This window comes from Pseudoalteromonas sp. KG3 (assembly GCF_030436385.1).
Classification (GTDB): Bacteria; Pseudomonadota; Gammaproteobacteria; order Enterobacterales; family Alteromonadaceae; genus Pseudoalteromonas; species Pseudoalteromonas prydzensis.
The window spans coordinates 1,210,058-1,234,373 of record NZ_CP098523.1; the positions used below are offsets into that span (position 1 = coordinate 1,210,058).

Genomic DNA, 24,316 nt, shown 5'->3' on the forward strand with positions numbered 1-24,316 from the left:
ATCTAAAAAATGCATCATAGCATGGCTAAACTACCACGACTAGCTTTGTTGTGGCTGCAATTTATAACACATTTCAATTTGATTACCCGATGCGTTATAAGTCACTTGTTCGGCTATTTCTTCTAAAATAGATAGCCCACGCCCATGCTCTCGATTATTGCTGTTAGCAGTGCTATCCATACTTGCAAAGCCATTACCTGAATCACAAATGGTAAAGTAAAGGCTCAACGTATCAGGACAATATCGCATATCAACAATTATCAACGCATCTACCAGCTTAGCTAGCGTGGCTTCTCTGAGTTGATAATACTCAATAAAACCATCCTCTTTATTTTTAATTTCTGAGTCGAGCCCTAACACGCCATGATCGAGCGCATTATTATAAGCCTCAGACAGCAGCAAAAAAATATCCGAGCGATGCGCTTTTAATCCACCAACTTGGGTTATTACTTCAACAATTTCCAGCACCGGATCAGTTTGTTTGATCTGCCGAGAGTTAAGCGTTAAAGAAAAATTAAACGGTAATTTTGAGTATGGCTCTTGCTCTTCAGCCAAAGGAGGGATTGCTACACAATTAAACAGCACTAAACTGAGGTCATCCTGTTGTTCGCTACCATGGGCAAATTGTGTAACTTGGCTTATCACATCGTGACTGGTCACTTTGCGCTTACTCGCAAGTGTTTGGATAAAACGCTGCTCGCCAAAAAATTCATCCTGCGCATTGGTGGTTTCTATTATGCCATCAGTCGCTAATACCAAGCGCATACTTTTATCGACTTCAAAATGCACTAATTCGCGTTCAAATTCATCACGCTCTAAAATTCCCAGCGCCATATGTTGTGACTCTAAGGTTCTTAGTACTTTACCTTGTTGATCAATTAAGTAAGCATCAGGTAAGCCACCAAGCCAAGCCGAGACACTTTTCCCAGAACTGCTCAACTCAATAATCGTAGCTGCACAAAACATATGTCCAGGCAGTAATTGCGCTAATACCGCATTCACTTCCGCAGCAATATCACTCACCGCCATGCCTTTATTAACCATAGTATAAAACACTTTTGATGCTGGCATAGCTCCTACTGCAGCGGCCAAACCATGTCCGGTAAAATCGCCAAGCATACAATACAGGCTACCAATAGGGCTTTGCCCAACTAAGCACATATCACCGTTAAACATAGACGCGGGCGACAAATGAAAATCAATATTATCGGTAAACTGATGTTGGTTCTCAAGCGCATTGTTAAAGATGTGTTCAACTATTTCGTGTTCACGCTCGGTTTGATTGTAATGATATTCTAATAACTTATTTTGCTCATGAGTTTTGAGGCTTAATTTGCGAGTACGACTATGGGCTTTTATTTTTGCGGTTAAAATTACTTTATCAAATGGTTTATGAATAAAGTCATCGCCACCGACTTCTAAGCAACGTTCAATACTGCTCTGATCATCTAATGACGTTATAAAAATAATAGGGAGATGAACTTCATTATGGTGCAGCTTAATTTTAGCTGCCGTTTCATAGCCATCCATAATTGGCATTATGACATCAAGTAATACAATATCAATGCTTTGCTGATCTAATATTGCTAACGCTTCAACCCCATTGCTAGCAACAGATACCTGATAGTTTTGTTGCTCCAGCATCACTTTTAACAGCGTACAATTGAGTGGCTGATCATCAACAACAAGAACGTGCATCAATCAATATCAAACTTTTTATCGAAGCGAGATATTTGCAGGATCTTTTTCAGTTGCGGCTGACAATTACTAATTTGAATTGCGTCAACCGAACTGCCTAAGGTTTTTTTCATATTCAACAGCATGCCCAGCGCAGAGCTGTCCATGTAATCGGTTTCGCGTAGATCAATCACGATCTTACCGGTCTTGTCACTTATATCGGCGTACGCCTGTCGAAACGACTGTACTAAATTAAAGTCAAACTTCCCTTTAATTTGAATAGTCAGCGTAGCACCATCAGCTGATGCACTCTTACTTAGACTCATTTACTTCACTCCTGCTCAGATTATCCATTCTTATTGCTTTAAATATAACTGCTTAAAAGTAATTAGCCAAAAATAAAAACACCTAAGCGCAAATTTGTGATTAGATTTGATATTATAACTGCCATTGTTATTTAACTTTTTCAACGCAGGTTAAGCATGAGTGATAGTAATTTAGTTTATTCAACCGAAACAGGCCGTATCAGCCAACCAAAGCCCAGCAAAGAAGTGGCAGGTAAGGTATTTAAAGACGGCGCCCTGCGCATTGAACGCCAAACCAAAGGCCGTAAAGGTAAAGGCGTGATGCTAGTAACGGGTATTGACAGCGAACAACACGACTTAAAAAAGCTCGCCAAAACCATTAAAAGCAAAATGGGCCAAGGCGGCGCAGTAAAAGACGGCATCATCGAAGTACAAGGCGACGACCGCGAAAAACTCAAAGCCATCCTAGAAGCTCTGAAATTCAAAGTAAAAATTGCCGGCGGCTAAACCCCGGCTTCTGCGGTTTAGTGATATAAAATGAGTTGTTCATGACAATCTGAAATGCATCGTATTTTCACGTATCAATATTAGCCTTCAAGTTCATCCTCATTTACTTCTCATTCTCTTCTCTTTGTGCAAAAGATCTTTAATTGAATTATTCACAAAGAAGTTAAGAGGTGCTGCGCTTTAGAGTAATACAGATTCTAAATCCAGATGTATTTACTCGGTTGAAATACTATTACCTAACAGCCAACGCTTATCAGCTAACGGGAGATTTAGAACACTGGATCTGTAGGCAATGACTACTTAGCTTCACAAGGTTTAGTGTCATTGAGGGATATTTGGAGCAATATTCATTACTGGAGATGAACCGCCCATTGCACTTACTATTAATAAAAAGCACATATGGTTGGTGTGGGGGCTGGAGGAGACCTCCGGCTACCCGATTATACGAATTTACATTTGCTTTGTTCATGGCTGCCACTTGCTTTTAGGTGCACGTCTTTAACTGAAGGGTTTGCATTTGCAATTGCTACATAAACCTCAGCAACCATAACTGGGCCCGCACAATAATCAACGTCTAACGTTACCAATGAAAACTTAAGTTGTTTCAGCTTGCTTTCCAATTCTGCTGAGTTCAGCTTTTCATCCGAGGTGTTTATTGAATAGCTGGTTTCCTTTACAAAAATTGTGACTGACTGTTCGGCAAGTGCTTTGCCACTCGTTATGAAAAGAAAAACTAAAACCAAAATGTAACGCATGAATCCCCCTTAAACTTATAGACATAATGACTCCCACACGGTGTTAGCCTCCGCTTTTCGTGGGTTAGCTTAATTCAAAGCCAGAGCCATAATTAGTTTGTCAATTAACTAAACAGCAGAGGCTAACATGAATAAACATAGCATACTTTTTATCGGACTTGATACACATAAAGAATTCAATGAAGTCGCCTATATTGAAGGGTCAAAAAGGTCCAAAAAAGGGTCAAATCTTGACTTCAAAAAAGGGTCAAATCTTGACTTCAGATATCAAACACTCTCGAAGTTTTTCCAATTGTAATTTAACCTTTTTATCTTCAATCATTAATTCATTCAATCTACCGACAGTTTTTGATATCGCCGAATAATGTTTAACATTAAAAACATCTGCTAATGCCTGTAAATTTAACCCCGTTAAATCTTGACATAATTTTATAGCAAACCAGCGTGGTAAGTTTTTCTCTTTTCGCCCCTTTTTAACCGTTATAATGCCATCTACTTCAACACTAAAATGTTTAGCTAAGTAAGCAATAACATCATCTGCTGAATGCTTTTTACTAATCAGCTTTCTTTCACTATCTGATGTTGTAATATGTTCCTTTATGTTTTCAATAAAGTCCTCACAACCTAAAACCGACAATAACTTTTTAGCACTATAAAAAGCGCTTATTTCTTTATTGTTTTCAAATTCAACAAATTGCTTATAAGCCTCATATTTACGCTTTTTGCCTTGCAGCGAAAATATAAAGTCTCGAACGAGCCATTTAGGCGTCGCTCCCCTTTTAATGAAAGCGGGATAGCTAGACCATTTATACTTAGCAAGGTCTTCTACCAACGGTGTGTTCGTTTCAATTGGGTTACGATGAATATACCGACTAACATGTAATAAGTAGTTATCAGCATCCACCAGCACCGCTTTGTAGCGCCCTCTAAACAGGGCACCATCTGTGTTATGTGATCTATTAAAGTATTGAGTATAAAGACCATTAATATGCTTCATGGCTCGACCTAAATTAGCATCAGGGGTTTTGATTAGCAGATGGTAGTGATTGGTCATTAAACAATATGAATGCACTTCAATATTAAAGCGAAGGCTTGCTTGCTCAATGCAATATAAAAAATACTTAAAGTCGTCATCGCTCAAAAAGGTATTCTCACGTCCCCTTCCACGATTCATTACATGATAAAACGCATTCTCATACTCTATTCGCAGCGGCCTAGACATAATAATTAACTCAATGACCAACACACAATAAATCTAGACTATAAATGTCTGAAGTCAAGATTTGACCCTTTGGTTTTGACCCAATATTAAAGCGAAGGCTTGCTTGCTCAATGCAATATAAAAAATACTTAAAGTCGTCATCGCTCAAAAAGGTATTCTCACGTCCCCTTCCACGATTCATTACATGATAAAACGCATTCTCATACTCTATTCGCAGCGGCCTAGACATAATAATTAACTCAATGACCAACACACAATAAATCTAGACTATAAATGTCTGAAGTCAAGATTTGACCCTTTGGTTTTGACCCTTTGGTTTTTTTTGCCGAGTTAAGTGAACAACTTGCTGAAAAATAAAACGAACTGTTTATAGTTAAAATCTATCGGCACCGAGTGAAGATAGACTTTAAGTACGCCTTCTGCTTAAATAACCTTGGAATAAATAACTTTATGATGTAAACGGAGATTAAATGACAGATATAAGAGCTGAACTACGTGAGTATTTACTGGGGTGGTTTGGCCAATATTTACCCGCCAACCCTCTTTTATGGTACGACATTTTAGTACTTTGCTGGCTCGCCATTTTTGCCATAATTTTACATTTAATTATCAGAAACTCAGCTAAGCACTTTCTTAAAGGTCGCTTTAGCGAAAGAATTGTTCAGCCTGATGCAAAAACTCCCGCCGATTTAGCATTTAAACTTGCAAAACATATCTCTTTTGTAATTCAAGGTGCGGTTGTCGTTATTCAAGCTAGGCTTTGGATCCCCGAAGGGAGTAGCTTTTTACATATTATTGAAATGGTTACCGACCAATGGATCATTCTCTTCTCTTTACTATCACTGTTTTCGTTGCTCGATATTTTTCAGGTTATTTCTGATAGGCGCGCAGTCAGAGCCCACTTCCCGATACGAGGGTTATTTCAAACCATTAAGTTAATTGCCAGTGTATTAACCGGTATTTTAGCTGTGTCGGTATTAATGAATAAATCACCATTAATTTTATTAAGTGGTTTAGGTGCGTTATCAGCCGTTATGCTGTTGGTGTTTAAGGATGCTATTTTAGGTTTAGTGGCAGGTATTCAGCTCTCTGCTAATAATATGTTAGCGGTAGGTGATTGGCTAGAAATGCCCAAGTATGGCGCTGATGGCGATGTAATTGACATTGCACTTACCACGGTAAAGGTAAGAAACTGGGATAAAACCATCACTACAATACCTACGTATGCGCTTATTTCTGATTCATTCAAAAACTGGCGCGGCATGTCGGAATCGGGCGGTCGTAGAATAAAACGTAGTATTCATTTAGAAATGAACAGTGTGCGCTTTTTAAATGAACAAGAGCTCACTGAGCTTAGAAAAGCAAATTTACTAACCAAATATATAGATACCACAATATCATCTATTAGCGCCGAAAACGCTAGCAAAGATATGAGTTGCCTACTTAATGGCCGCCGCTTAACTAACGTCGGTACCTTTAGGCATTATTTAATAGAACTGTTAAAACAACACCCTAAAATCCATCAAAATATGACCCTAATGGTAAGGCAATTAGAGCCAACTAATAAAGGCTTACCTATCGAGATTTACACCTTTACCAACACCACAGTGTGGGCAGAGTACGAAGGTATTCAAGCTGATATTTTTGACCATATACTGGCTATTTTACCGGTGTTTTACCTTAAAGCACATGAGTCGCCAACAGGTAACGATGTGCGATCTTTGTCGATAGGTAAGCTCTAAAATTACGGCTTACTTTATCGTTAGCTCCTTATATTAGCGAGTAACACTATAAAACGAGTGTTGCTCGCTAAAATTTATTCACACTTCAAATTACTTTTAATTGCTCCAGTATCCAGCGATGAATTGGGCTTTCACTGGTACGTGGATGCCATGCAGCGTAAGCGTCCGGCAATCCACACCTAGCTTTTGATATTCCAAAACGAAGAAAAAGGACAGGCATATATTTTGTCAAATAAACTAACAACTGTATCGTTATAGGCCACCTTACCAGTGTTTTTTAAACACTAACTTATAACAAACTGAAGAATTGAGTAGCTTGGAAGGGAGTTTAGCCAACAAATATAGTTTAGAGATTTAATTTTTCATCAACTACTTAAGGAAGCTGCAACTCTTCTATCAGCCTGCGCCTTTGTACCATTTCACATCGTTGTTGGCAGCTTGTTGTTTTAACCGTTGTTTGCTGCCTGCGAAATTTGAGTACTGCTGCCTAAATCGCATTATTGATTCAAGCCATTGCGCTTCTTCTATATTTAAAGTGAGTAGCATTTTTGGTACAGCGTTCTTGATATGCCCTTTTTTCTTTGGATCTATGTGACGACCACTCCAATCAACTAATTCAATGTAATCAAGTAAGGCAAAAGGGATCGTGTTTTTGATATGGTTGCCACCAAATGGTTTTAGCTGAGATGGCTGGCTTTCATACTGAATATTATCTTTTTGTTTGATAGGCTGATCCACTTTAACTTTGTCCATAGTGAAGGCTTTGAAATGCGCTATACGCTCTTGAATTGAGGTAAAATCACTGTCTTCAAGCGTATCGGCTATGTTTGCTCTGATAGGATTCAAATCAACGTAGGCCATGCAACTAAGCACTGCGGTTTCATCTAATAATGCTTGTGATTTATAGCGCCCTTCCCAGTACTTGCCCTTGCAGTTATCTTCTTTATTGGCTTCGCGGGCAATGTATTCATTGAGGTTTTTCATATACCAGCTTATGTCATACAGTCTTTCTCGCCATTTAGCGATGATCTCGTTGAAAAAGAGTAAACTTACCTTATCTAACTGCTCTCCATTTAAGTAGCGATCAACCAAAACATGGCCATTATAAAGCTGATACCAACGGTTAATTACTTCATCATCAGACCAATCAAGTGCTTGACGCCGATTAACGTTCACAACAAGATGGTAGTGATTGCTCATAATCGCGTAGGCTGCTATTTCTATGGCAAATACACTACTTAAAAACTTTATTCGCTCTACTAACCACTCCCGACGATGATCAAAGTTTTTACCTGTGTATTTATCGTCACCACACAAAAACGCTCGCCTAACGCATCGTGAGATTAAGTGATAATAAGGTGTGGACGCTAAATCAATAAGCTTTTTTCTTGCCCGGGTCATACATATCAACTCCAGTCAAACTGTATATAACAACAGTGGTTGATACTATGGATTTTGCAAAAAATTTGCAAAGAAATGTGCCTGTCCTATTTTTCTGCTTTAAAATATGGCTAATAGGTTGCTGCATAGATAACGCTTTAGGCGTTGGCACCATGCTATTTCCTTGGCGAATAAACAAACGATCGTCAAATAAGTCACGTAGTTTACGCAGTTGCTCGCTAATTGCTTGCTGGGTTAAGCCCATTTTACGTGCAACCTGCGACAAGCTTTTTAAATCAAGCAAGGCATTTAGTACCCTGAGCTGTTTAATATCGAGCCTATTAATACCATTCATAATTGTATCTAAAACAATAAAGTGTTGTTTCAAATTGTACCCATAAAGCTCTACGCTTACCAACATTGCTTAAACAGCTAAGCATCAACATACTTTGCCCTCCAATTCTCAACATGGAATAACGCCTTAGTTCAGCCGCCGCGTAGGCGGTCGGCTGGAACGATTTGTGTACGCCCGACATGGGCATTGACTTATGAGGTGAAAGTCCTCTGTAGGAAGATCACCGTTTAAATAACATACTGTTATTAAACGATAACTACTAGCGAATGGCAAGGGCTAAATCGCGAGAGATAGTCTGAAGGAAGCCGCTAGCAAATCTGTGAGCTGATGAACAAAAACATCATATGAGGCGTAGGCTGGAGACGAGCTAGCACAAGATAGCGAAGTCATGTGATCTAACGGCCACCGTAAATGATGCAGTTGTGCAGAGAAAGTCGATGCATCTTATTCGGGGAGATCTGATAAACACGCATCCGCGCTAACGCTTGGAGATTACCAGTTAGGGACTGGTTGTTCAACCCTTGGCGCTTTGGTTGCTGCGACCTACAGCGAGCGAAATAGCAGTAAACAAGCGTTAGTTTTAGACGCGCTTTATCGAGTAATCGCTAGAGTGATTTATCAGAAGTCAGCAGACGGCATAGTAGCCAAACGCCCATCGTAATGGAGGGGACACGGTGAAGGCCTGAACATCTTAACCAGAGGAGACACTACAAATGAACTTGAATTCACATAGATCACCGTGTTGTGATAGTGATGAACAGCGTTCGACTGTGAATAATACCTCGAATGAATATAACCAAATAGATCATGACCTTATGGCAAAGGTACTAAGCAACCACAATATTAGCGCAGCATGGCAACATGTTAAGCGCAATAAAGGGGCTGCGGGTATTGATAATATGAGTATTGAGGAATTTAATGACTTCGCTAAGTTACATTGGCTGGGTATTAAACAACAATTACTTAACGGCACTTATCAACCCTTGCCAGTCAAACGCGTGATGATACCCAAACCTGATGGCGGTGAGCGAATGCTTGGGATCCCTGCTGTTATCGACAGAGTGATCCAACAAGCCATTGCTCAAGTGATCAGCCCTTACTTTGAGCCTCAATTTTCACCACATAGTTATGGTTATCGCCCTCATAAAAGAGCCAGTCAAGCAGTGAACCATGTTCAGTCTTGTGTTAAACAAGGTTATAAAACAGCGGTTGATATCGACTTGTCTAAGTTCTTTGATGAAGTAGATCATGACATGCTGATGAATCGTGTTAGCCGTAAAATCAAAGACAAAGCACTCATGCGCCTACTCGGTAAATACTTACGAGCGGGGATCGCAGAGCGCGAAACAGGTCTGTGGTTTGAGTCAACCAAAGGAGTCCCTCAAGGTGGGCCATTATCCCCTTTGCTTTCCAACATCTTACTCGATGAATTAGATAAGAAGCTAACCTACAAACACCTTAAGTTTGCACGTTACGCTGATGACATAATCATTTTAGTAAAAACGAAAAGCGAAGGATTAATAATCCAGCGGGAAATTACTGCGTTCATCACTAAGCGATTAAAGCTCAAAGTGAACGAATCGAAAAGTCGAGTGGGTCCAGTATCAGGCTCAAAATTTCTCGGGTTCACATTCCGTTACGGTCAAGTGCAGATCCACGAACAGGCGCTAAAGAAATTCAAAGCAAATGTCAGGGAACTCACTAACCGCAACTGGGGGATCTCAATGACCCTACAAATTCATAAACTCACGCAGTATTTGCGCGGCTGGGGACACTACTACCTGATAGCCAACGCTTATCAGCTAACGGTGGATTTAGATCATTGGATCCGACGTAGGATAAGAATGTGCTACTGGCGGCAATGGCGTAAACCTCGCACCAAAGTACGCAGTTTAATGAAATTGGGTGTTAGCGAACGACTCGCCATAGCCTGTGGTATCACCAGTAAAGGCCCTTGTAGAAGCTCAAAAACAAAAGGTATTAACATTGCGCTAGGCAATAACTACTTAGCTTCACAAGGTTTAGTGTCATTGAGGGATATTTGGATCAACATTCATTACGGGAGATGAACCGCCCATTGCGGACCCGCATGATGGGTGGTGTGGGGGCTGGAGGTTAGAGACCTCCGGCTACCCGATTAGGTGTTTGAACTGATTAGAGTTTATGCCACCTAAACTTACCAAACCACAATAAAGTAATTGGCAAAGTCTTGCACGAAATTTTGCAGTAAAAACTGAGAAATTAACGCACCAGAAAGTTAAATAAACTGCTTTGCTCAATTTTATGTAACACCGCGAAACAATAATATACGTGCGATAATCACAAAACTTAATGACGTTTTAGAATACGTAATTGATGCACTAAACGTGAATCAAATAATAAACTTTACGCAAATAACCCAATACACCTAACGCCTCAATCACGCGCTTGTCGCGTGCATTGAATTGTTAGCCGAAAACTGACGCGAACCTAGCATGTAAGCAGCAATACCGAACCAACCCATTGTTGGGATGGCCCACATACGCTGTACCAACCCATTAATTTCTGACGGGATGAAGCCAGCATAAATCAGCCAAAACATGAACACATGCAGAAACGACACTGCTGCTGAAAAAAGTTCAAACGAAGGCGACTTGATGATGTTTTTGAACTCAAGTGAAAACGAAAGAGGTGCGATAATCATGAAGATTGACAGGTTGTAGAGCAAGTGCAGGGGTGTCTCTAACGTCCAAATTCCCGCACTGATCATGCTAAGACCAAGCAATAAAACAGATGCCATGGAAAAAGAAATGCGACTGGGTGAGGTCAGCTGTATTCCAATGGCAAAAAAGCACATGGAGATTCCGATCATGATATCAGCAATCCTGTGAGTATATGCAAATACAGGCGCTTCAAGTGCGACATGACTGATGCTCTTGGCAAAAACATCAAACCCAGGGATAACAAAGCCAAGGCCAATGTTGATAATCGAAGCGATCCAAATCAGGTGCGCCTGCTTTACTGAAGCTTTTGTAAAAAAATTCACTGGGTATCCTTTTCGGCTAACAATTTTATAGTGCGCGAAGGGCGGATCTTTCTGCCAACGATACGCTCATGTATTTTATAAATCATTTTTACCAAATAACTTAACACATTGCTATATATATTTTTTTATTAGCACTCAAACTCTCAATAAAAGAGAAAATGCGCTCGCCGCTCATTTTCTTGAATATGTGAGCATCACAACTACACTGTATATTTATACAGCATTTTGTATTGGTGATGACATGAAAACGCGCTCCCCATTTTTAAATTATATCGCTGATTATATATTGGTACGTCAGTATTCATTACGTACCGTGGACACGTACCTGAGGTGGATTGCATCTTATATCCATTTTCATGATAAGCGCCACCCCGCCTCAATGGGAGACAATGAAGTCGAACGCTATCTAGAACACTTAGTGTTAAAGCAAAATGTTGCACCACGAACGCAAGCCACAGCACTCAATTCATTGTCATTTTTATACAAGCATATAATAAAAAATGAACTGTCGTTAAACTTAAATTTTGCCCGCAGTAAGAAACAAGCAAAACTACCTGTAGTTATGACGCCAGAAGAAGTTAAGCTGCTTATGACTCATTTGAATAAGCGCTATTATCTTATTGCAGGCCTTATGTATGGTAGTGGTTTAAGAGTAATGGAAGCGGTGCAATTAAGAGTGAAAGATATTGATTTTGATTATAAATGCATTCAAGTATGGAATGGCAAAGGTAATAAACACCGTATTGTAACGCTAGCCACAGAGCTAATTCCTATGCTGAGAAATCAAATTTTGCACGTTGATGACTATTTAAAACTTGATTTAAAGAATACCGATTATGCTGGCGTATGGATGCCATATGCTTTAACAAAAAAATATCCTTGCGCCGCAAAATCACTTGCGTGGCAGTATTTATTTCCCTCTCATATATTAAGTACAGATCCTCAAAGTGGGGAGATAAGGCGACATCATTTTCATCACTCGTGTATAAGAAAAGAAGTAAAGAAAGCCGTTCAGAAATCGGGATTAACAAAAATTATAACACCGCATACCTTGCGTCATTCATTTGCAACGCATCTATTGCAAAGTGGCGCCGATATCAGAACAGTTCAAGCTCAGCTTGGCCATTCTGATGTCAAAACAACACAAATATATACGCATGTTTTGCAGCAGGGAGCGAGCGGTGTTGTAAGCCCATTAAGCAAAATTTTCTAGTTAACATTACTATGAGGCGGAAAATGCGTTAGCGGAACGTCCGCTTTGTAGAATGGCCAGTCGCTCACTAACATCCAATTACATTAAACTGCGTACTGCGCGAGGTAAACTCGCGCCTACGAGTCACTCCCCTAACACCTAGTTACCTAGCCCCTAAAACCTTTTTGTAGCTGGGCTTGGCTATGCTCAACCCAACTACAACCGCTTAATTTAACACCGTGCAAACTTACAGCTTACGCCTAACCACTTAAAGCTGCGATCAAAACACCATCGCTTTACCGCGCCCTGACGCTTCTGAGCCGGCATCTAGTTTGCCATCACGTTCGATGATCACATGCATATCACCAAAACGGCGCTCGTCGAGTGTATAACCCATTTTCTCTAGTGCTTTAACAACGCCTGTATCTAAACCTGGATGATGGCGGATCACATTTTTAGGCCAAAGTTGATGGTGAAAACGCGGGCTATTCACGACCTGCTCTGCGGTCATATTAAATTCCACAGCATTTAAAATAGATTCATACACAGAACTAATAATGGTGGTACCACCTGGTGAGCCGGTGACCATTTTCACTTTATTGTCTTTGAGTAAAATGGTTGGCGTCATTGAGCTAAGCATACGTTTATGCGGCTGGATTTCATTGGCTTTACCACCGAGCGCGCCAAACACATTCATCACCCCTGGTTTGGCACTAAAGTCATCCATTTCATCGTTGAGCAAAAAGCCTGCGCCTGCGACCACTACACCGCTGCCATAACCTAAATTAATGGTGGTGGTATTCGATACTGCATTGCCCCATTTATCAACTATAGAAAAATGCGTGGTTTGTTCGCTTTCATGTAACCCAGGTTTGATGTTTTCAGTCGTCGATATTTTATCGAGTGTGATGCTGCTACTGCGCTGTTTAAGATAATCCATGGCGATTAGTTCGCTCTTTGGCACATCATAAAAGTCTGGATCGCCTAAGTACTCTGCTCTATCAGCAAATACGCGTTTGCCAATTTCTGCTAATAAATGAATATATGGAGTGGAGTTATGCTCAAGCCCTGCTTTGGGTTTAGTCAGCTCGTACATTTTTAACCATTGAATTATTGCAATACCGCCTGAGCTTGGTGGTGGTGATGTAAGCACTTGGTAACCGTTCCAAGCCGCTTTCATGGGAGTACGTGATTTTGCTTGATAGGCTTTTAAATCAGCTTGCGTGATGATGCCGCCATGTTCAGCCATAAAGTCGGCAATGATCTTGGCAGTTTCGCCTTCATAAAATCCTGCCTTACCTTGCTCGCGAATTCGTTTTAACGTGGCTGCAAGCTCAGGTTGCTTAAAGTTTTGCTTCGCTTTAGCGCTGGCAAAATAATCAGCAAAGTTAATTGTTACGTCTTTTTTAGCCATGCGGGTAATGTAACGTTCAATACTGCTGGCTAATTTAGGATGAACAATAAAACCCTGCTCGGCTAACTTTACTGCAGGTTCAACAAGGGTTTTCCAATCAAGTGTGCCGTGTTTTTGATGAGCAAGCCACATGCCAGCCACACTACCGGGTACACCACTGGCGTGAATGCCGTATACCGATTTATTGGCAACCACATTGCCTTTGTCATCCAAGTACATATCGCGATGCGCGGCAGCTGGGGCTGTTTCGCGGTAATCAATAAAATCACCTTGCCCGTCTTTTTGGATCAGCATAAAGCCACCACCGCCAATGTTCCCCGCTTCAGGCAAGGTAACCGCTAACACAAATTGGGCTGCAATTGCTGCATCAACCGCATTTCCGCCTTGCTCTAAAATAGCTCTGGCTGTATCACTACTATAACTATCAGGCATGGCAACAGCGGCTTGCGCGGTTTTATCTGCCGCTAATACCGTTATTTGTAATTGCATAACGACCATACTGAAAATCAGTAAATACTTAATGCCTGACAACATATTAAATTCCTTATAAACTCTATTCTTTAATTACTTTATTACACCCATTGATACACGCTCTGTGAACATGGGTCAAACGACTCTGCGTTTGATCAGACAGATTTACGGTATAACACAGCCGGTAACTCGCCGAACTCGTCGCTATGGGTATAGTGTTCAACAAATTGCATACCCAGCCTTTTCATCACTTTAATCGAGCCGTTATTGTCTTTTAGTGCAGTGGCGCTGAGTGCCTTGATATCAGCATTAGCGGTGATCACATCGGCTACGGCTTGCGCGGCTTCACTGGCGTAACCTTTACCCCAACTTGTTCGTTTAAAGCGCCAGCCTATTTCGATATCGCTATAATCAGCTTGCTCTGTAAAAAAGCCCATGGGTCGAATGAGGATCCAGCCGATAAAAGTATCACTTTCGTTAAGGTTAACTTGCCATAACCCCCATCCTTGCTGCGGGTTTCGATAAGCTTGCATTCTCGGAATAAATACTTCTTTGATGGTGTTCATGGTGCTTACCTTGCCCCGCGTGAGGTGCTCCATGACCGCAGGGTCATTGTCCAGATCAAATAATAATGCGCCGTCATTTTCATCCATTAATTTAAAATTAAGTCGTGCTGTTCGAGGTATGTTCATTTTCCAGCCTGTATATTGCTTGTTTTGAGATTGTCATCAATACTGTACCAGAGGAAATATTCCTTGGGACATAATTATTATACAAGGGAACAAATATGAACAAATTAGCAAGTTTAGTTTTATTAGGCTGTGTAGCGCTAACAGGTTGTGAAGATGCCAAAGAAGTAAAAGAAGATGCAGCAGAAGCCAAAGCTGAAGCTCAACAAGCATTAGGTGATGCATGGGACGAAGTTAAAGAAACCACCAATGAGTTTAAAGGTGAGTCTCTTGATGAGCTACTGCAAGAAAGTAAAAAACTAGGCCTTGATATGTACGACGATGGCAAAGAAGTTGCCCTTGATGCTTGGCTGGAAAGTAAAGAAGCCGCTGGTGAATTAACAGAGAAAACCAAGCAAAAAGCGCAACAGCTCGTTGACGAATTACAAGCTGCACGTGAAGAACGTGAAAAAGAAAGTAATAACTAATTTCAATAGGCTGCCTATTGTAGGCGAGCCTGTAACGGATTCTGTGTAACTGCCCGTTTTACATTTTAAATATGCTTGCTGAGTCGTTCCTCAAATTCAATGATAAAACGACTCATTGCATTTCGCCAGTCACGAATTGGCATCGTCCATTTTTTCGATGCCTCTTTTATTGCCAAATAAATCATTTTTCTCGCAGAGTCGTCATTTGGAAATATCTTACGCTTTTTAATCGCTCGGCGAATAACGCTGTTGAGTGACTCAATGGCATTCGTTGTATAAATGGCTTTTCGTATTGCATCCGGATAATTAAATAACGTGTTTAAATTGTCCCAATTCGCACGCCATGACTTTGCTATTTGAGGATATTGATTGTCCCATTTCTCTGCAAATCGCTCCAACTCCAGCAACGCCTCCTCTTCTGTCGACGAGCGGTAAATCAGCTTCAAATCAGCCGTCACGGCTTTATAATCTTTCCATGAGACATATTTCAATGAGTTGCGAACCATATGCACTATACACAATTGAACATGAGTTTGCGGGTAAGCAGTATTAATTGCATCAGGAAATCCCTTCAGGCCATCTACGCACGCGATTAAGATATCTTCAACGCCCCGTTGGCTTAATTCGGTGAGCACGCTCAACCAAAACTTAGCCCCTTCATTTTCTGAAATCCACATGCCAAGCAATTCTTTATGGCCGTCAATATTAATACCTAAAGCAAGGTAAATAGACTTTTTGATAACGCGCTTATCTTGGCGTATTTTTACAACCAGGCAATCCAAATAAACAATAGGATAAATCGCATCCAGGGGGCGAGATTGCCATTCAGTGACCTGCTCCATAACAGCACTGGTAACACGTGACACCAATGTGGGAGAGATATCAGCGCCATACCACTCATGAAAAGCATTCACGATATCGCGTGTGCTCATTCCTTGGGCATACAGCCATAAAATTTTATTATCCATTGAGGTGAATCGAGATTGATGCTTTTTAACAAGCTGCGGCTCAAAAGAGCCTTCACGGTCGCGGGGCGTATCAAGCTCAAACTCACCGTCTTCTGTCTTGATACGCTTACTTGTTTTACCGTTTCGGCTATTACTGCTCGTGGATTTACTGTGTTTTTGATAGCCTAAATGTTCATCCATTTCTGCATTAAGTGCGGCTTCAACGGTTATCTTTTTTAACATCTGACTAAATTGATTTAAATCGTCAGGTGTTTTAATGCTTTTAGCTGCTTCTTTTGCAAACGCTTCAAGTTCTTCTTTATTCATGTTCATCGCCTAATCCTTAAACTCTTGATAGAGTAAATTATGATAGGCATTTACACAAAATTAGTTACATCCTCTTGTAGGCAGCCTATTTTGATCATAAATAAACATTATTTGTTACCCACACACTTCCCTTTCAAGTTAAAAAACACAAACACTTTCCACCCAGCTGGAATAAACCAAAGCAGTGTTTATTGAACATATGCTTATTGCATCCAAATAAAGCAAACTAAATTTTTAAAACTACCGCTTACTTTGTGATTTATAGACTATTCTTTAAGCGTTGAATTATTTGCAAAGATTGGCAATATAAACCGCCTCAATAAATATAAATGACTATTGAGATTGTGTAGAGATTATTACTCTGCTGGAAATATAAATGAAAGGAGTATCACCTTGGCTATTAAACAATTTTTAAAACCTTTGCTGTTAAGCGGCGCGTTAGCTGCTGCTTTAACTGGCTGTCAGCTTACGCAAATCAGCTTACCCGCTATCAGCGATAGTGGTACTAAACAGCTAGGACATGTTGTTTGGCATGACTTAGTTACACCGGATCTAAAACAATCCCAAGCTTTTTACAAAGCGGTCTTTGATTAGCAATTTCAAGCAGTTAACGAAGACTATCTGTTAGTCAGCAGCAATGGCCAAATTATTGCCGGTATGGCTGAGCTTGATAACAGTCAAAATAATAGCCATTGGTTAGCGCTGGTGTCTGTCGCTGATGTTGATGGCGTGGTCAAAGCCACAAATTCCGCTGGTGGTAAAACATTGATTGCTAAAACAACCATTGAAGGACGTGGCGAGGTTGCAGTATTAGAAGACCCACAAGGTGCTTTATTCTCAGTGATAAATACAATCAATGGCGATCCAGCCCTAACAGTAAATAATAATAGCTGGATCTGGCAAGAAGTCTGGAGCGGTGATCCCGCTGCCAGCAGCGCCTTTTACCAACAACTTGCAGGTTATAGTACGGCACAAAAAACCCTGTTTGGCACTAACTATTCGTTCTTAAAAATCAACAATAGCCCTGCTTTTGGGTTTGTCAAAAAACCGGATGCTGAAATAGGCAATACGTGGGTTAACTACATTAAGGTAGCCGATGTGGATGCAACTATATTAAAAGTAACCGCTGCAGGAGGGCAAGTGCTGATGGCCCCTGATGATGCAGTGCGTAACGGTACTGTTGCAATAATTCGTGATCCAGCGGGCGCTGGTTTAGTAATTCAGGAGACTCTAAAATGAAAAAACGATTGATAAAAATAGCCAGCGTAAGCGCTATGACACTGTTGTTAGCTTCGTGCAGCCCTTACGCTAGCCTAAATGTTAGCGCCCCTTTTAAAGTGGGCCCTGTTTATGTAAACCCAAGCATTGGTATGGGTGGTTCATTATAAAAATAGCGGGCACTTAAACTATGAGCCAACTGAAAGTAATAATTTATAAAAAAGCAAAAAGCCAGTAACATCGCTGTTACTGGCTTTTCTAATATGGTGCGGTTGGGGGGACTTGAACCCCCACGCCCGAAAGCACTACCCCCTCAAGGTAGCGTGTCTACCAATTCCACCACAACCGCATTGTTAAAGCTTTCGCTTTAGGTGTTAAACTCAATGATTTACTTGAGGAATAGTAAATCGTTTAACAATACTTAGAAAAGTATTAATTAGGTACGTCAGATTCCTCTTTCGTTGATGTTACTGGAACATCATCAGCTGCAGGAGCAACAGTTTCAACTGCTGGAGCTGCTTCTAGGTTTTCCCACTCGTCAGTCTTTTTGAACTGACCTGCGGTTAAGTTACCTAATACAATACTTAGCACAAAGAAAACACTGGCTAAGATTGTCGTTGTCTTAGTCATAAAGTTACCTGCACCTGATGAACCGAATACAGTTCCAGACGCGCCAGCACCAAATGATGAACCCATATCTGCGCCTTTACCTTGTTGAATTAAAACCATACCAACAAGCGCTAAGGCGACAACTAAATAAACTACTAATAAAATTTCGTACATCTTATACGGTCCCTTTTGCACTTTCACAGATTGCAGTAAATAAATCTGCTTTTAGACTAGCGCCACCAATAAGCCCGCCGTCTATATCTGGTTGTGCAAATAATAATTCGCTATTTTTTTCATTTACGCTGCCACCGTAAAGAATGGTCAGCCCTTGTGCTAAATCACTGCTTATGGCAGCAATTTTATCACGGATAAATTTGTGCACATGTTGTGCTTGTTCAGGCGATGCAGTCTTACCTGTGCCAATGGCCCAAACGGGCTCGTATGCTATCACAGAATCTTTCAGTGCTGCTAGACCTAATTTATCAATTACTGCATCAATTTGTGCAGCAACCACTAATTCAGTTTGACCTTGCTCTCGCTGTTGTTCACTTTCACCAACACATAAAATAGGCGTTAAACCTACTTGTTGTGCGCGAGCAAACTTAGCAGCAACAGTGTCATTGCTTTCGCCATAAATACTGCGGCGTTCAGAATGGCCAACTAAGGTATATTCGCCACCTAAATCTTTAATCAATTGTGCATCAACTTCACCAGTAAATGCACCCGGTTCATTTTCAGAAACCGTCTGTGCCCCTGTTGTTACACCTGTTGCGATTAGCATAGATAACAATGGGTAAGGTGGAAACACCACAACGTCTATCTCTGCTGATTTTACGTTGTTGATTGCGTCAGATAATTGCTGAACTAACTCCTTTGAGCCGTTCATTTTCCAATTGCCTGCGACCATTGGCTTGCGTATTGCCATTTTTCCACTCCACATTAGAAAGCGGGCGAGATAGTAACTCGACTCGCCCAAAGTTACAAGAGGTTATTGTTCTTAATCAGTTTGTTTGCTCATAGATTCAACAACTGCGGCAATTTTTTGTGCACTATCAAGCACTACTTTCTCTTCTTCGGCTTCGACCATGACACGCACAACCGGCTCAGTGCCAGATTTACGTAATAATACACGGCCTTTACCAGCAAGTTGCTCTTCAACGTTAGCAACGGCTGCAATCACTTCTGGCGCTTGCGTTGGATCGGTGCCCGCTTTGTAGCGTACATTAATCATCTTCATTGGGTATTTAACAAAACCCGCACCTAAATCTTTGAGTGTGCGGTTTTGTGCAACCATTGCAGCAAGTACTTGCAAGCTTGAGATAATACCGTCGCCGGTGCTGATCAAGTCAAGATTCAATACATGGCCTGAACTTTCACCACCGATTTTCCAGCCTTTCTCTTGCAGTAATTCCATTACATAGCGGTCACCCACTTTACTGCGGGCAAACTCAATACCTTTAGTTTTGAGTGCATTTTCAAGCCCCATATTTGACATCACAGTGCCGACAACGCCACCGCCTAGCATGTCATCATTAGCTGCTTGGCAGGCAATAATGTAAACAATATCGTCGCCATCAAATACACGGCCATTATGATCGACCATCATTACGCGGTCGCCATCACCGTCGTAGGCAATACCTACATCCGCATTATGCTCTAATACTTTGCGTTTTAATGCATCAACATGGGTTGCACCACATTCAAGATTTATATTGACACCATTGGGCTCGCAAGCATGGCAAATAATCTCAGCGCCAAGCTCGCGCATCACTGATGGCGCAATATGATAGGTTGCACCATTGGCACAATCTAAAACAATTTTTAAGCCTTCTAAGGACAAACCTTGCGGAAACTGGCTTTTACAAAACTCAATATAACGGCCATCTGCGCTTTCTAAACGGCGGGCTTTACCTAGCTTATCTGACGCAACACAGGTCATCGGTTCATCAAGCATCGCTTCAATTTGTAATTCTACTTCATCAGCCAGTTTTAAGCCTCGTCCGCAAAAAAACTTGATGCCGTTATCGTGATATGGATTATGAGAGGCGCTGATCACTATACCCGCTTCGGCGCGAAACGTTTGCGTTAGGTACGCAACGGCGGGGGTTGGCATTGGGCCAAGTAACACCACATCGATGCCAGCGGCAATTAAGCCTGCCTCAAGCGAGGTTTCTAACATATAACCTGAAATACGGGTATCTTTACCAATGATGACTTTTTTAGTGCCATTTTTTGATAACACCTTACCTGCCGCCCAGCCTAACTTAAGCGCAAATTCAGGAGTAATTGGGTATTCACCCACCATGCCACGCACACCATCGGTGCCAAAATATTTTCTTTCATTCATTTTTTAATTCCTTGTTCGCAGGCTTGCCATACGCCAAGCACATCTGCGGTTTCTTTTACATCATGTACACGAATAATCTTTGCGCCGTTTTGCGCTGCAATTAATGCCCCAGCTAAACTACCTGCAAGGCGTTCGTTTGTTTGTCTATTTAATAAGTTGCCAAGCATTGACTTGCGCGAGAGTCCTGCCAAAACAGGTAAACCAAAGTGGTTAAATTCATTAAACCGCGCCAGTATTTGAAAATTGTGACTAAGGGTTTTACCAAAGCCAAATCCGGGGTCTAGAATAAGTCGCTGACGCTGAATCCCCGCTGTTTCGCACGCCTTGATCCGCTGCGTGAAAAACAGATTTATATCATCAAATAAATCATCATACTGAGGATCGCTTTGCATGGTGCGCGGTTGACCTTGCATGTGCATTAAGCACACTGCAACGTCTGGAAACTGCGCAACCGTTGCTAGCGCATTGGCTTCTTGTAAGGCACGCACATCATTTACGATGTCAGCCCCAGCTAAAATCGCTTGGCGCATTACTTCACTTTTACTGGTATCAATCGAAATGATGCATTCATTCACGGCACTATCGGTGTGAGCACGAATAGCCTCAATTGCCGGTATAACTCTGGCTAATTCATCCTCCAGGCTTACATCAGGCGCACCTGGACGTGTCGATTCACCACCAATATCGAGTATCGTAGCGCCATCGGCTAATAAGGCTTGGGCTTTTATGACAGCGCTGTCTGTTTGATAGTAGCGTCCGCCGTCTGAGAAAGAATCTGGAGTGACATTCAAAATCCCCATTATCACTGGGGTGTCGAGGTGTAAACTGCGACCTCTAGGTAAATCAACTGTGGTCATCTATCACCTTCAATACATCCATTGCATTGATATTAATAGTTTAATTCAAAACTACAAAAAAGCCCCGACAATCGGGGCTTTTGATAGTGCTATTTTAACGGTTATTCAGCTTTGTCATCAAGATTTGTTTCATCTTTTTGTGCTGGTTTGTCGTCTTTTTCAGCAACTGGCTCTGCTTTTGTCTCAGCAGAAGCCGGTTTATCCGTATTATCACGACGGTCATGCGCATCGCGCGGTTCGCGCACAGGCTGACGTGCCATTAAGTCATCAATTTGCTTTGCATCAATTGTTTCATATTTCATTAATGCATCTTTCATTGAATGCAAAATATCAATATGATCTTTTAAGATTTGCTCAGCACGTTGATAGTTACGATCTGATAACGAACGAACTTCTGCATCAATTACTTTGGCTGTTTCATCTGACATGCTCATAGCACGGCCACCGCCGCCACCCATGTACATCTCATTTTGATCTTCAGTGTACATTAGTGGACCTAACTTCTCACTTAGACCCCACTGAGTAACCATTTTACGGGCAATATCTGTTGCGCGTTCAATATCGTTACTTGCACCTGTAGTCACTTTATCTTCACCATAAATAAGTGCTTCAGCGATACGACCACCATATAAGCTTGAAATCATTGATTCCAGTAGCTCTTTAGAGTGGCTAACACGGTCTTGTTCAGGTAAGTACATAGTCACACCAAGGGCACGGCCGCGTGGAATAATAGATACTTTATAAACAGGATCATGCTCAGGCACGATACGACCCACGATTGCGTGACCCGCTTCGTGGTACGCAGTCATTTCTTTTTCTTTCTCGCTCATCACCATGGTCTTGCGCTCTGCGCCCATCATGATTTTATCTTTAGCGGCATCAAATTCAGCCATGCTAACAACACGTTTATTACCACGTGCGGCATAAAGTGCAGCTTCGTTGACTAAGTTTGCTAAATCAGCACCAGAGAAACCAGGTGTACCACGCGCAATAACTGACGCTTCAACGTTGTCACCTAATGGTACTTTACGCATGTGTACTTTTAGGATCTGCTCACGGCCACGAATATCTGGTAAACCAACCACAACTTGACGGTCAAAACGACCAGGACGAAGTAGCGCAGGATCAAGTACATCTGGACGGTTAGTCGCAGCAATGACGATAATCCCTTCGTTACCTTCAAAACCATCCATCTCAACAAGCATTTGGTTAAGTGTTTGCTCACGCTCATCGTGACCACCACCCATACCAGCGCCACGTTTGCGACCAACAGCATCAATCTCATCGATAAAGATGATACACGGCGCTGCTTTTTTCGCTTGTTCAAACATATCACGAACACGCGATGCACCAACACCGACAAACATTTCTACAAAATCAGAACCTGAGATAGTAAAAAACGGCACTTTCGCTTCACCTGCAACCGCTTTAGCAAGCAAGGTTTTACCCGTACCTGGAGGGCCTACCATTAGTACGCCTTTAGGAATACTACCACCGAGTTTTTGGAACTTTGACGGATCACGTAAGAAATCCACCAGCTCTGTCACATCTTCTTTTGCTTCGTCACAACCGGCAACATCAGCAAACGTGGTTTTAATTTGGTCTTCGCTCATTAAGCGTGCTTTACTTTTACCAAACGACATAGCACCTTTGCCACCGCCGCCTTGCATTTGACGCATGAAGAAAATCCATACCCCAATCAGTAATAACATTGGGAACCATGAAATTAAGATGCTCGCTAAGAAAGATTGCTCTTCAGGCTTAACACCTTTGACATTCACATCACTTTTTAATAAGTCATTAAGAATGTCTTTGTCATAAATAGGCATGATCGTTTGAAAACGCTCGCCATTGGTCTTAGTACCAGTAATTGTGCCACTGGTGCTTTCTATTGCCACTTCTTGTATAGCGCCACTTCGAGCATCTTTTACAAATTGACTGTAACTAGTTTGACGATCTACTTGATCGCCACCATTAAAGCTCTGAAACACTGACATTAGCACTACTGCAATGACCAGCCAGAGTATTAGATTTTTCGCCATATCGCTCAAGGGGTTAACCTCTTGTATCCAATTAATTTAAATTCAACTAAACGCCTGACAACTGTACTACAGTTTGTAGCCGGTCGCTACTATATAAACTTCACGTGATCGTGGACGTGAGGCGTCGGGTTTACGGATTTTTACAGTTTTAAAGCTATCACGCACTGTTTTTAAGAATTCATCAAAGCCTTCACCTTGGAATACTTTTACCACAAATGCACCATTTTTCTTTAAAACCTGGCTACACATATCTAATGCTAATTCCACTAAATACATACTACCAGCTTGGTCAACTGAGCTATTACCACTCATATTGGGTGCCATATCTGAAAGCACCACATCAACATTTTTACCATCAATGCGATTTAATAACGCATCTAAAACAGCTTCTTCTCGGAAATCTCCTTGTAAAAAATCAACGCCAGCCAGTGAATCCATAGGTAATATATCACAAGCAATAACTTGCCCTTTATCACCTACTTTTTCTGCTAAATACTGTGACCAGCTTCCCGGGGCAGCTCCCAAATCAACCACAGTCATGGCTGGGCGTAGTAATTTATCTTTATTTTGGATCTCGTCGAGTTTAAAAATCGCACGAGAACGCCAACCTTTCTTTTGTGCCTCGTGAACATAAGGATCATCAAAATGTTCCTTCAACCATCGCTGTGAACTGGCCGAAAGTTTTTTATTCGTCATAAATTATCACGCAACTAATTAGTAATATTCTCTAGATGGCGTTAGAATACCCTTAATTCAAGCCATATTCAG

Annotated in this window: 23 protein-coding genes, 1 tRNA gene and 1 pseudogene; 8 read left to right on the forward strand and 17 right to left on the reverse strand. The window is 41.3% G+C overall.

All coding sequences use genetic code 11. The annotated features are described in order from the left end of the window. Nucleotides 1–39: 39 nt before the first annotated feature. Both NDQ71_RS05770 and NDQ71_RS05775 read right to left on the reverse strand, forming a co-directional pair. Nucleotides 40–1,698: a fused response regulator/phosphatase gene (locus NDQ71_RS05770; protein WP_192542346.1), complete on the reverse strand. Its 1,659-nt coding sequence runs from the start codon at nucleotides 1,696–1,698 to the stop codon at nucleotides 40–42. Next, nucleotides 1,698–2,003 carry an STAS domain-containing protein gene (locus tag NDQ71_RS05775; protein ID WP_192542342.1) on the reverse strand — a complete coding sequence of 102 codons (306 nt, stop codon included), beginning with the start codon at nucleotides 2,001–2,003 and terminating at the stop codon, nucleotides 1,698–1,700. Before NDQ71_RS05775 ends, NDQ71_RS05770 begins: the two co-directional genes overlap by 1 nt. Nucleotides 2,004–2,159: 156 nt before the next feature. On the opposite strand from NDQ71_RS05775, the gene NDQ71_RS05780 reads away from it, so the two are divergent. Further along, the gene (locus NDQ71_RS05780) at nucleotides 2,160–2,489 is read left to right on the forward strand and encodes a translation initiation factor SUI1 (protein WP_064667673.1); all 330 of its coding nucleotides are present in this window, start codon (nucleotides 2,160–2,162) and stop codon (nucleotides 2,487–2,489) included. Between the two features lie 440 nt (nucleotides 2,490–2,929). On the opposite strand, the gene NDQ71_RS05785 is transcribed toward NDQ71_RS05780, so the two are convergent. Both NDQ71_RS05785 and NDQ71_RS05790 read right to left on the reverse strand, forming a co-directional pair. Further along, nucleotides 2,930–3,244 (reverse strand): hypothetical protein, encoded by a 315-nt coding sequence (locus NDQ71_RS05785; RefSeq protein ID WP_192542343.1) that lies wholly within the window; start codon nucleotides 3,242–3,244, stop codon nucleotides 2,930–2,932. Nucleotides 3,245–3,491: 247 nt separating this feature from the next. Next, nucleotides 3,492–4,466: a transposase gene (locus NDQ71_RS05790; RefSeq protein ID WP_301562655.1), complete on the reverse strand. Its 975-nt coding sequence runs from the start codon at nucleotides 4,464–4,466 to the stop codon at nucleotides 3,492–3,494. Between the two features lie 470 nt (nucleotides 4,467–4,936). Here NDQ71_RS05790 and NDQ71_RS05795 point away from each other — a divergent pair, with 470 nt between their 5' ends. Then, entirely contained in the window at nucleotides 4,937–6,208 is a 1,272-nt protein-coding gene (locus NDQ71_RS05795; protein ID WP_301562399.1) for a mechanosensitive ion channel family protein, read from the forward strand. 396 nt (nucleotides 6,209–6,604) lie between these two features. Here the strand turns inward: NDQ71_RS05795 and NDQ71_RS05800 are convergent, their stop codons facing one another. Together NDQ71_RS05800 and NDQ71_RS05805 are read right to left on the reverse strand one after the other, a co-directional pair. Then, entirely contained in the window at nucleotides 6,605–7,609 is a 1,005-nt protein-coding gene (locus tag NDQ71_RS05800) for a transposase (protein ID WP_301562400.1), read from the reverse strand. Between the two features lie 94 nt (nucleotides 7,610–7,703). Beyond that, a pseudogene (locus NDQ71_RS05805) lies at nucleotides 7,704–7,976 on the reverse strand (LysR family transcriptional regulator); the annotation flags it as partial. Nucleotides 7,977–8,656: 680 nt separating this feature from the next. Here NDQ71_RS05805 and ltrA point away from each other — a divergent pair. Further along, the gene (gene ltrA / locus NDQ71_RS05810) at nucleotides 8,657–10,012 is read left to right on the forward strand and encodes a group II intron reverse transcriptase/maturase (RefSeq protein ID WP_301561782.1); all 1,356 of its coding nucleotides are present in this window, start codon (nucleotides 8,657–8,659) and stop codon (nucleotides 10,010–10,012) included. Between the two features lie 350 nt (nucleotides 10,013–10,362). Here the strand turns inward: ltrA and NDQ71_RS05815 are convergent, their stop codons facing one another. Beyond that, on the reverse strand, nucleotides 10,363–10,968 hold the full coding sequence (locus NDQ71_RS05815) for a DUF998 domain-containing protein (RefSeq protein ID WP_192542988.1): 606 nt from the start codon (nucleotides 10,966–10,968) through the stop codon (nucleotides 10,363–10,365). A 241-nt stretch (nucleotides 10,969–11,209) separates the two neighbouring features. Here NDQ71_RS05815 and NDQ71_RS05820 point away from each other — a divergent pair, with 241 nt between their 5' ends. After that, nucleotides 11,210–12,181 carry an integron integrase gene (locus tag NDQ71_RS05820; RefSeq protein ID WP_301562401.1) on the forward strand — a complete coding sequence of 324 codons (972 nt, stop codon included), beginning with the start codon at nucleotides 11,210–11,212 and terminating at the stop codon, nucleotides 12,179–12,181. Nucleotides 12,182–12,440: 259 nt separating this feature from the next. Here NDQ71_RS05820 and ggt read toward each other — a convergent pair whose 3' ends face one another. Together ggt and NDQ71_RS05830 are read right to left on the reverse strand one after the other, a co-directional pair. Further along, nucleotides 12,441–14,108 carry a gamma-glutamyltransferase gene (ggt, locus tag NDQ71_RS05825; RefSeq protein ID WP_301562402.1) on the reverse strand — a complete coding sequence of 556 codons (1,668 nt, stop codon included), beginning with the start codon at nucleotides 14,106–14,108 and terminating at the stop codon, nucleotides 12,441–12,443. Between the two features lie 92 nt (nucleotides 14,109–14,200). Then, nucleotides 14,201–14,737 carry a GNAT family N-acetyltransferase gene (locus NDQ71_RS05830; protein WP_301562403.1) on the reverse strand — a complete coding sequence of 179 codons (537 nt, stop codon included), beginning with the start codon at nucleotides 14,735–14,737 and terminating at the stop codon, nucleotides 14,201–14,203. Between the two features lie 95 nt (nucleotides 14,738–14,832). Between NDQ71_RS05830 and NDQ71_RS05835 the strand changes: the two genes are divergently transcribed. Further along, nucleotides 14,833–15,201, forward strand: coding sequence for a hypothetical protein (locus NDQ71_RS05835; protein WP_301562404.1), 369 nt, complete (start codon nucleotides 14,833–14,835; stop codon nucleotides 15,199–15,201). Nucleotides 15,202–15,266: 65 nt separating this feature from the next. On the opposite strand, the gene NDQ71_RS05840 is transcribed toward NDQ71_RS05835, so the two are convergent. Next, entirely contained in the window at nucleotides 15,267–16,475 is a 1,209-nt protein-coding gene (locus tag NDQ71_RS05840) for an IS256 family transposase (protein WP_192543251.1), read from the reverse strand. Between the two features lie 393 nt (nucleotides 16,476–16,868). Here NDQ71_RS05840 and NDQ71_RS05845 point away from each other — a divergent pair, with 393 nt between their 5' ends. The 3 genes from NDQ71_RS05845 (at nucleotide 16,869) to NDQ71_RS05855 (ending at nucleotide 17,863) form a co-directional block, all read left to right on the forward strand. After that, on the forward strand, nucleotides 16,869–17,069 hold the full coding sequence (locus tag NDQ71_RS05845) for a hypothetical protein (RefSeq protein WP_301562405.1): 201 nt from the start codon (nucleotides 16,869–16,871) through the stop codon (nucleotides 17,067–17,069). 63 nt (nucleotides 17,070–17,132) lie between these two features. Continuing rightward, nucleotides 17,133–17,714, forward strand: a complete 582-nt coding sequence (locus NDQ71_RS05850; RefSeq protein ID WP_192543101.1) for a VOC family protein — start codon at nucleotides 17,133–17,135, stop codon at nucleotides 17,712–17,714. Next, nucleotides 17,711–17,863, forward strand: coding sequence for a hypothetical protein (locus NDQ71_RS05855; RefSeq protein ID WP_167542973.1), 153 nt, complete (start codon nucleotides 17,711–17,713; stop codon nucleotides 17,861–17,863). Before NDQ71_RS05850 ends, NDQ71_RS05855 begins: the two co-directional genes overlap by 4 nt. A gap of 94 nt (nucleotides 17,864–17,957) precedes the next feature. Here the strand turns inward: NDQ71_RS05855 and NDQ71_RS05860 are convergent. From NDQ71_RS05860 to rlmE, 7 genes are all read right to left on the reverse strand, one after another. Then, nucleotides 17,958–18,042: transfer RNA gene (locus NDQ71_RS05860), tRNA-Leu, on the reverse strand. A gap of 83 nt (nucleotides 18,043–18,125) precedes the next feature. Beyond that, on the reverse strand, nucleotides 18,126–18,476 hold the full coding sequence (secG, locus tag NDQ71_RS05865) for a preprotein translocase subunit SecG (protein ID WP_301562406.1): 351 nt from the start codon (nucleotides 18,474–18,476) through the stop codon (nucleotides 18,126–18,128). A gap of 1 nt (nucleotide 18,477) precedes the next feature. Continuing rightward, nucleotides 18,478–19,227, reverse strand: a complete 750-nt coding sequence (tpiA, locus tag NDQ71_RS05870) for a triose-phosphate isomerase (RefSeq protein WP_064666606.1) — start codon at nucleotides 19,225–19,227, stop codon at nucleotides 18,478–18,480. A gap of 72 nt (nucleotides 19,228–19,299) precedes the next feature. Further along, nucleotides 19,300–20,649 carry a phosphoglucosamine mutase gene (gene glmM / locus NDQ71_RS05875; protein WP_064666605.1) on the reverse strand — a complete coding sequence of 450 codons (1,350 nt, stop codon included), beginning with the start codon at nucleotides 20,647–20,649 and terminating at the stop codon, nucleotides 19,300–19,302. Then, a complete protein-coding gene (gene folP, locus NDQ71_RS05880) occupies nucleotides 20,646–21,506 on the reverse strand; it encodes a dihydropteroate synthase (protein ID WP_192543099.1) in 861 nt (286 codons plus the stop codon). Before folP ends, glmM begins: the two co-directional genes overlap by 4 nt. Before the next feature lie 101 nt (nucleotides 21,507–21,607). Further along, nucleotides 21,608–23,557: an ATP-dependent zinc metalloprotease FtsH gene (ftsH, locus tag NDQ71_RS05885; protein ID WP_192543098.1), complete on the reverse strand. Its 1,950-nt coding sequence runs from the start codon at nucleotides 23,555–23,557 to the stop codon at nucleotides 21,608–21,610. Between the two features lie 57 nt (nucleotides 23,558–23,614). Then, nucleotides 23,615–24,244, reverse strand: a complete 630-nt coding sequence (gene rlmE, locus NDQ71_RS05890) for a 23S rRNA (uridine(2552)-2'-O)-methyltransferase RlmE (RefSeq protein ID WP_064666602.1) — start codon at nucleotides 24,242–24,244, stop codon at nucleotides 23,615–23,617. Nucleotides 24,245–24,316: the final 72 nt, after the last annotated feature.

Bases quoted from the DNA above. Each gene is read 5' to 3' on its own strand.
- NDQ71_RS05770 (WP_192542346.1), bottom strand. From the start codon at position 1,698: ATGCACGTTCTTGTTGTTGATGATCAGCCACTCAATTGTACGCTGTTA.
- NDQ71_RS05775 (WP_192542342.1), bottom strand. From the start codon at position 2,003: ATGAGTCTAAGTAAGAGTGCATCAGCTGATGGTGCTACGCTGACTATT.
- NDQ71_RS05780 (WP_064667673.1), top strand. From the start codon at position 2,160: ATGAGTGATAGTAATTTAGTTTATTCAACCGAAACAGGCCGTATCAGC.
- NDQ71_RS05785 (WP_192542343.1), bottom strand. From the start codon at position 3,244: ATGCGTTACATTTTGGTTTTAGTTTTTCTTTTCATAACGAGTGGCAAA.
- NDQ71_RS05790 (WP_301562655.1), bottom strand. From the start codon at position 4,466: ATGTCTAGGCCGCTGCGAATAGAGTATGAGAATGCGTTTTATCATGTA.
- NDQ71_RS05795 (WP_301562399.1), top strand. From the start codon at position 4,937: ATGACAGATATAAGAGCTGAACTACGTGAGTATTTACTGGGGTGGTTT.
- NDQ71_RS05800 (WP_301562400.1), bottom strand. From the start codon at position 7,609: ATGACCCGGGCAAGAAAAAAGCTTATTGATTTAGCGTCCACACCTTAT.
- ltrA (WP_301561782.1), top strand. From the start codon at position 8,657: ATGAACTTGAATTCACATAGATCACCGTGTTGTGATAGTGATGAACAG.
- NDQ71_RS05820 (WP_301562401.1), top strand. From the start codon at position 11,210: ATGAAAACGCGCTCCCCATTTTTAAATTATATCGCTGATTATATATTG.
- ggt (WP_301562402.1), bottom strand. From the start codon at position 14,108: ATGTTGTCAGGCATTAAGTATTTACTGATTTTCAGTATGGTCGTTATG.
- NDQ71_RS05830 (WP_301562403.1), bottom strand. From the start codon at position 14,737: ATGAACATACCTCGAACAGCACGACTTAATTTTAAATTAATGGATGAA.
- NDQ71_RS05835 (WP_301562404.1), top strand. From the start codon at position 14,833: ATGAACAAATTAGCAAGTTTAGTTTTATTAGGCTGTGTAGCGCTAACA.
- NDQ71_RS05840 (WP_192543251.1), bottom strand. From the start codon at position 16,475: ATGAATAAAGAAGAACTTGAAGCGTTTGCAAAAGAAGCAGCTAAAAGC.
- NDQ71_RS05850 (WP_192543101.1), top strand. From the start codon at position 17,133: ATGGCTGAGCTTGATAACAGTCAAAATAATAGCCATTGGTTAGCGCTG.
- NDQ71_RS05855 (WP_167542973.1), top strand. From the start codon at position 17,711: ATGAAAAAACGATTGATAAAAATAGCCAGCGTAAGCGCTATGACACTG.
- secG (WP_301562406.1), bottom strand. From the start codon at position 18,476: ATGTACGAAATTTTATTAGTAGTTTATTTAGTTGTCGCCTTAGCGCTT.
- tpiA (WP_064666606.1), bottom strand. From the start codon at position 19,227: ATGGCAATACGCAAGCCAATGGTCGCAGGCAATTGGAAAATGAACGGC.
- glmM (WP_064666605.1), bottom strand. From the start codon at position 20,649: ATGAATGAAAGAAAATATTTTGGCACCGATGGTGTGCGTGGCATGGTG.
- folP (WP_192543099.1), bottom strand. From the start codon at position 21,506: ATGACCACAGTTGATTTACCTAGAGGTCGCAGTTTACACCTCGACACC.
- rlmE (WP_064666602.1), bottom strand. From the start codon at position 24,244: ATGACGAATAAAAAACTTTCGGCCAGTTCACAGCGATGGTTGAAGGAA.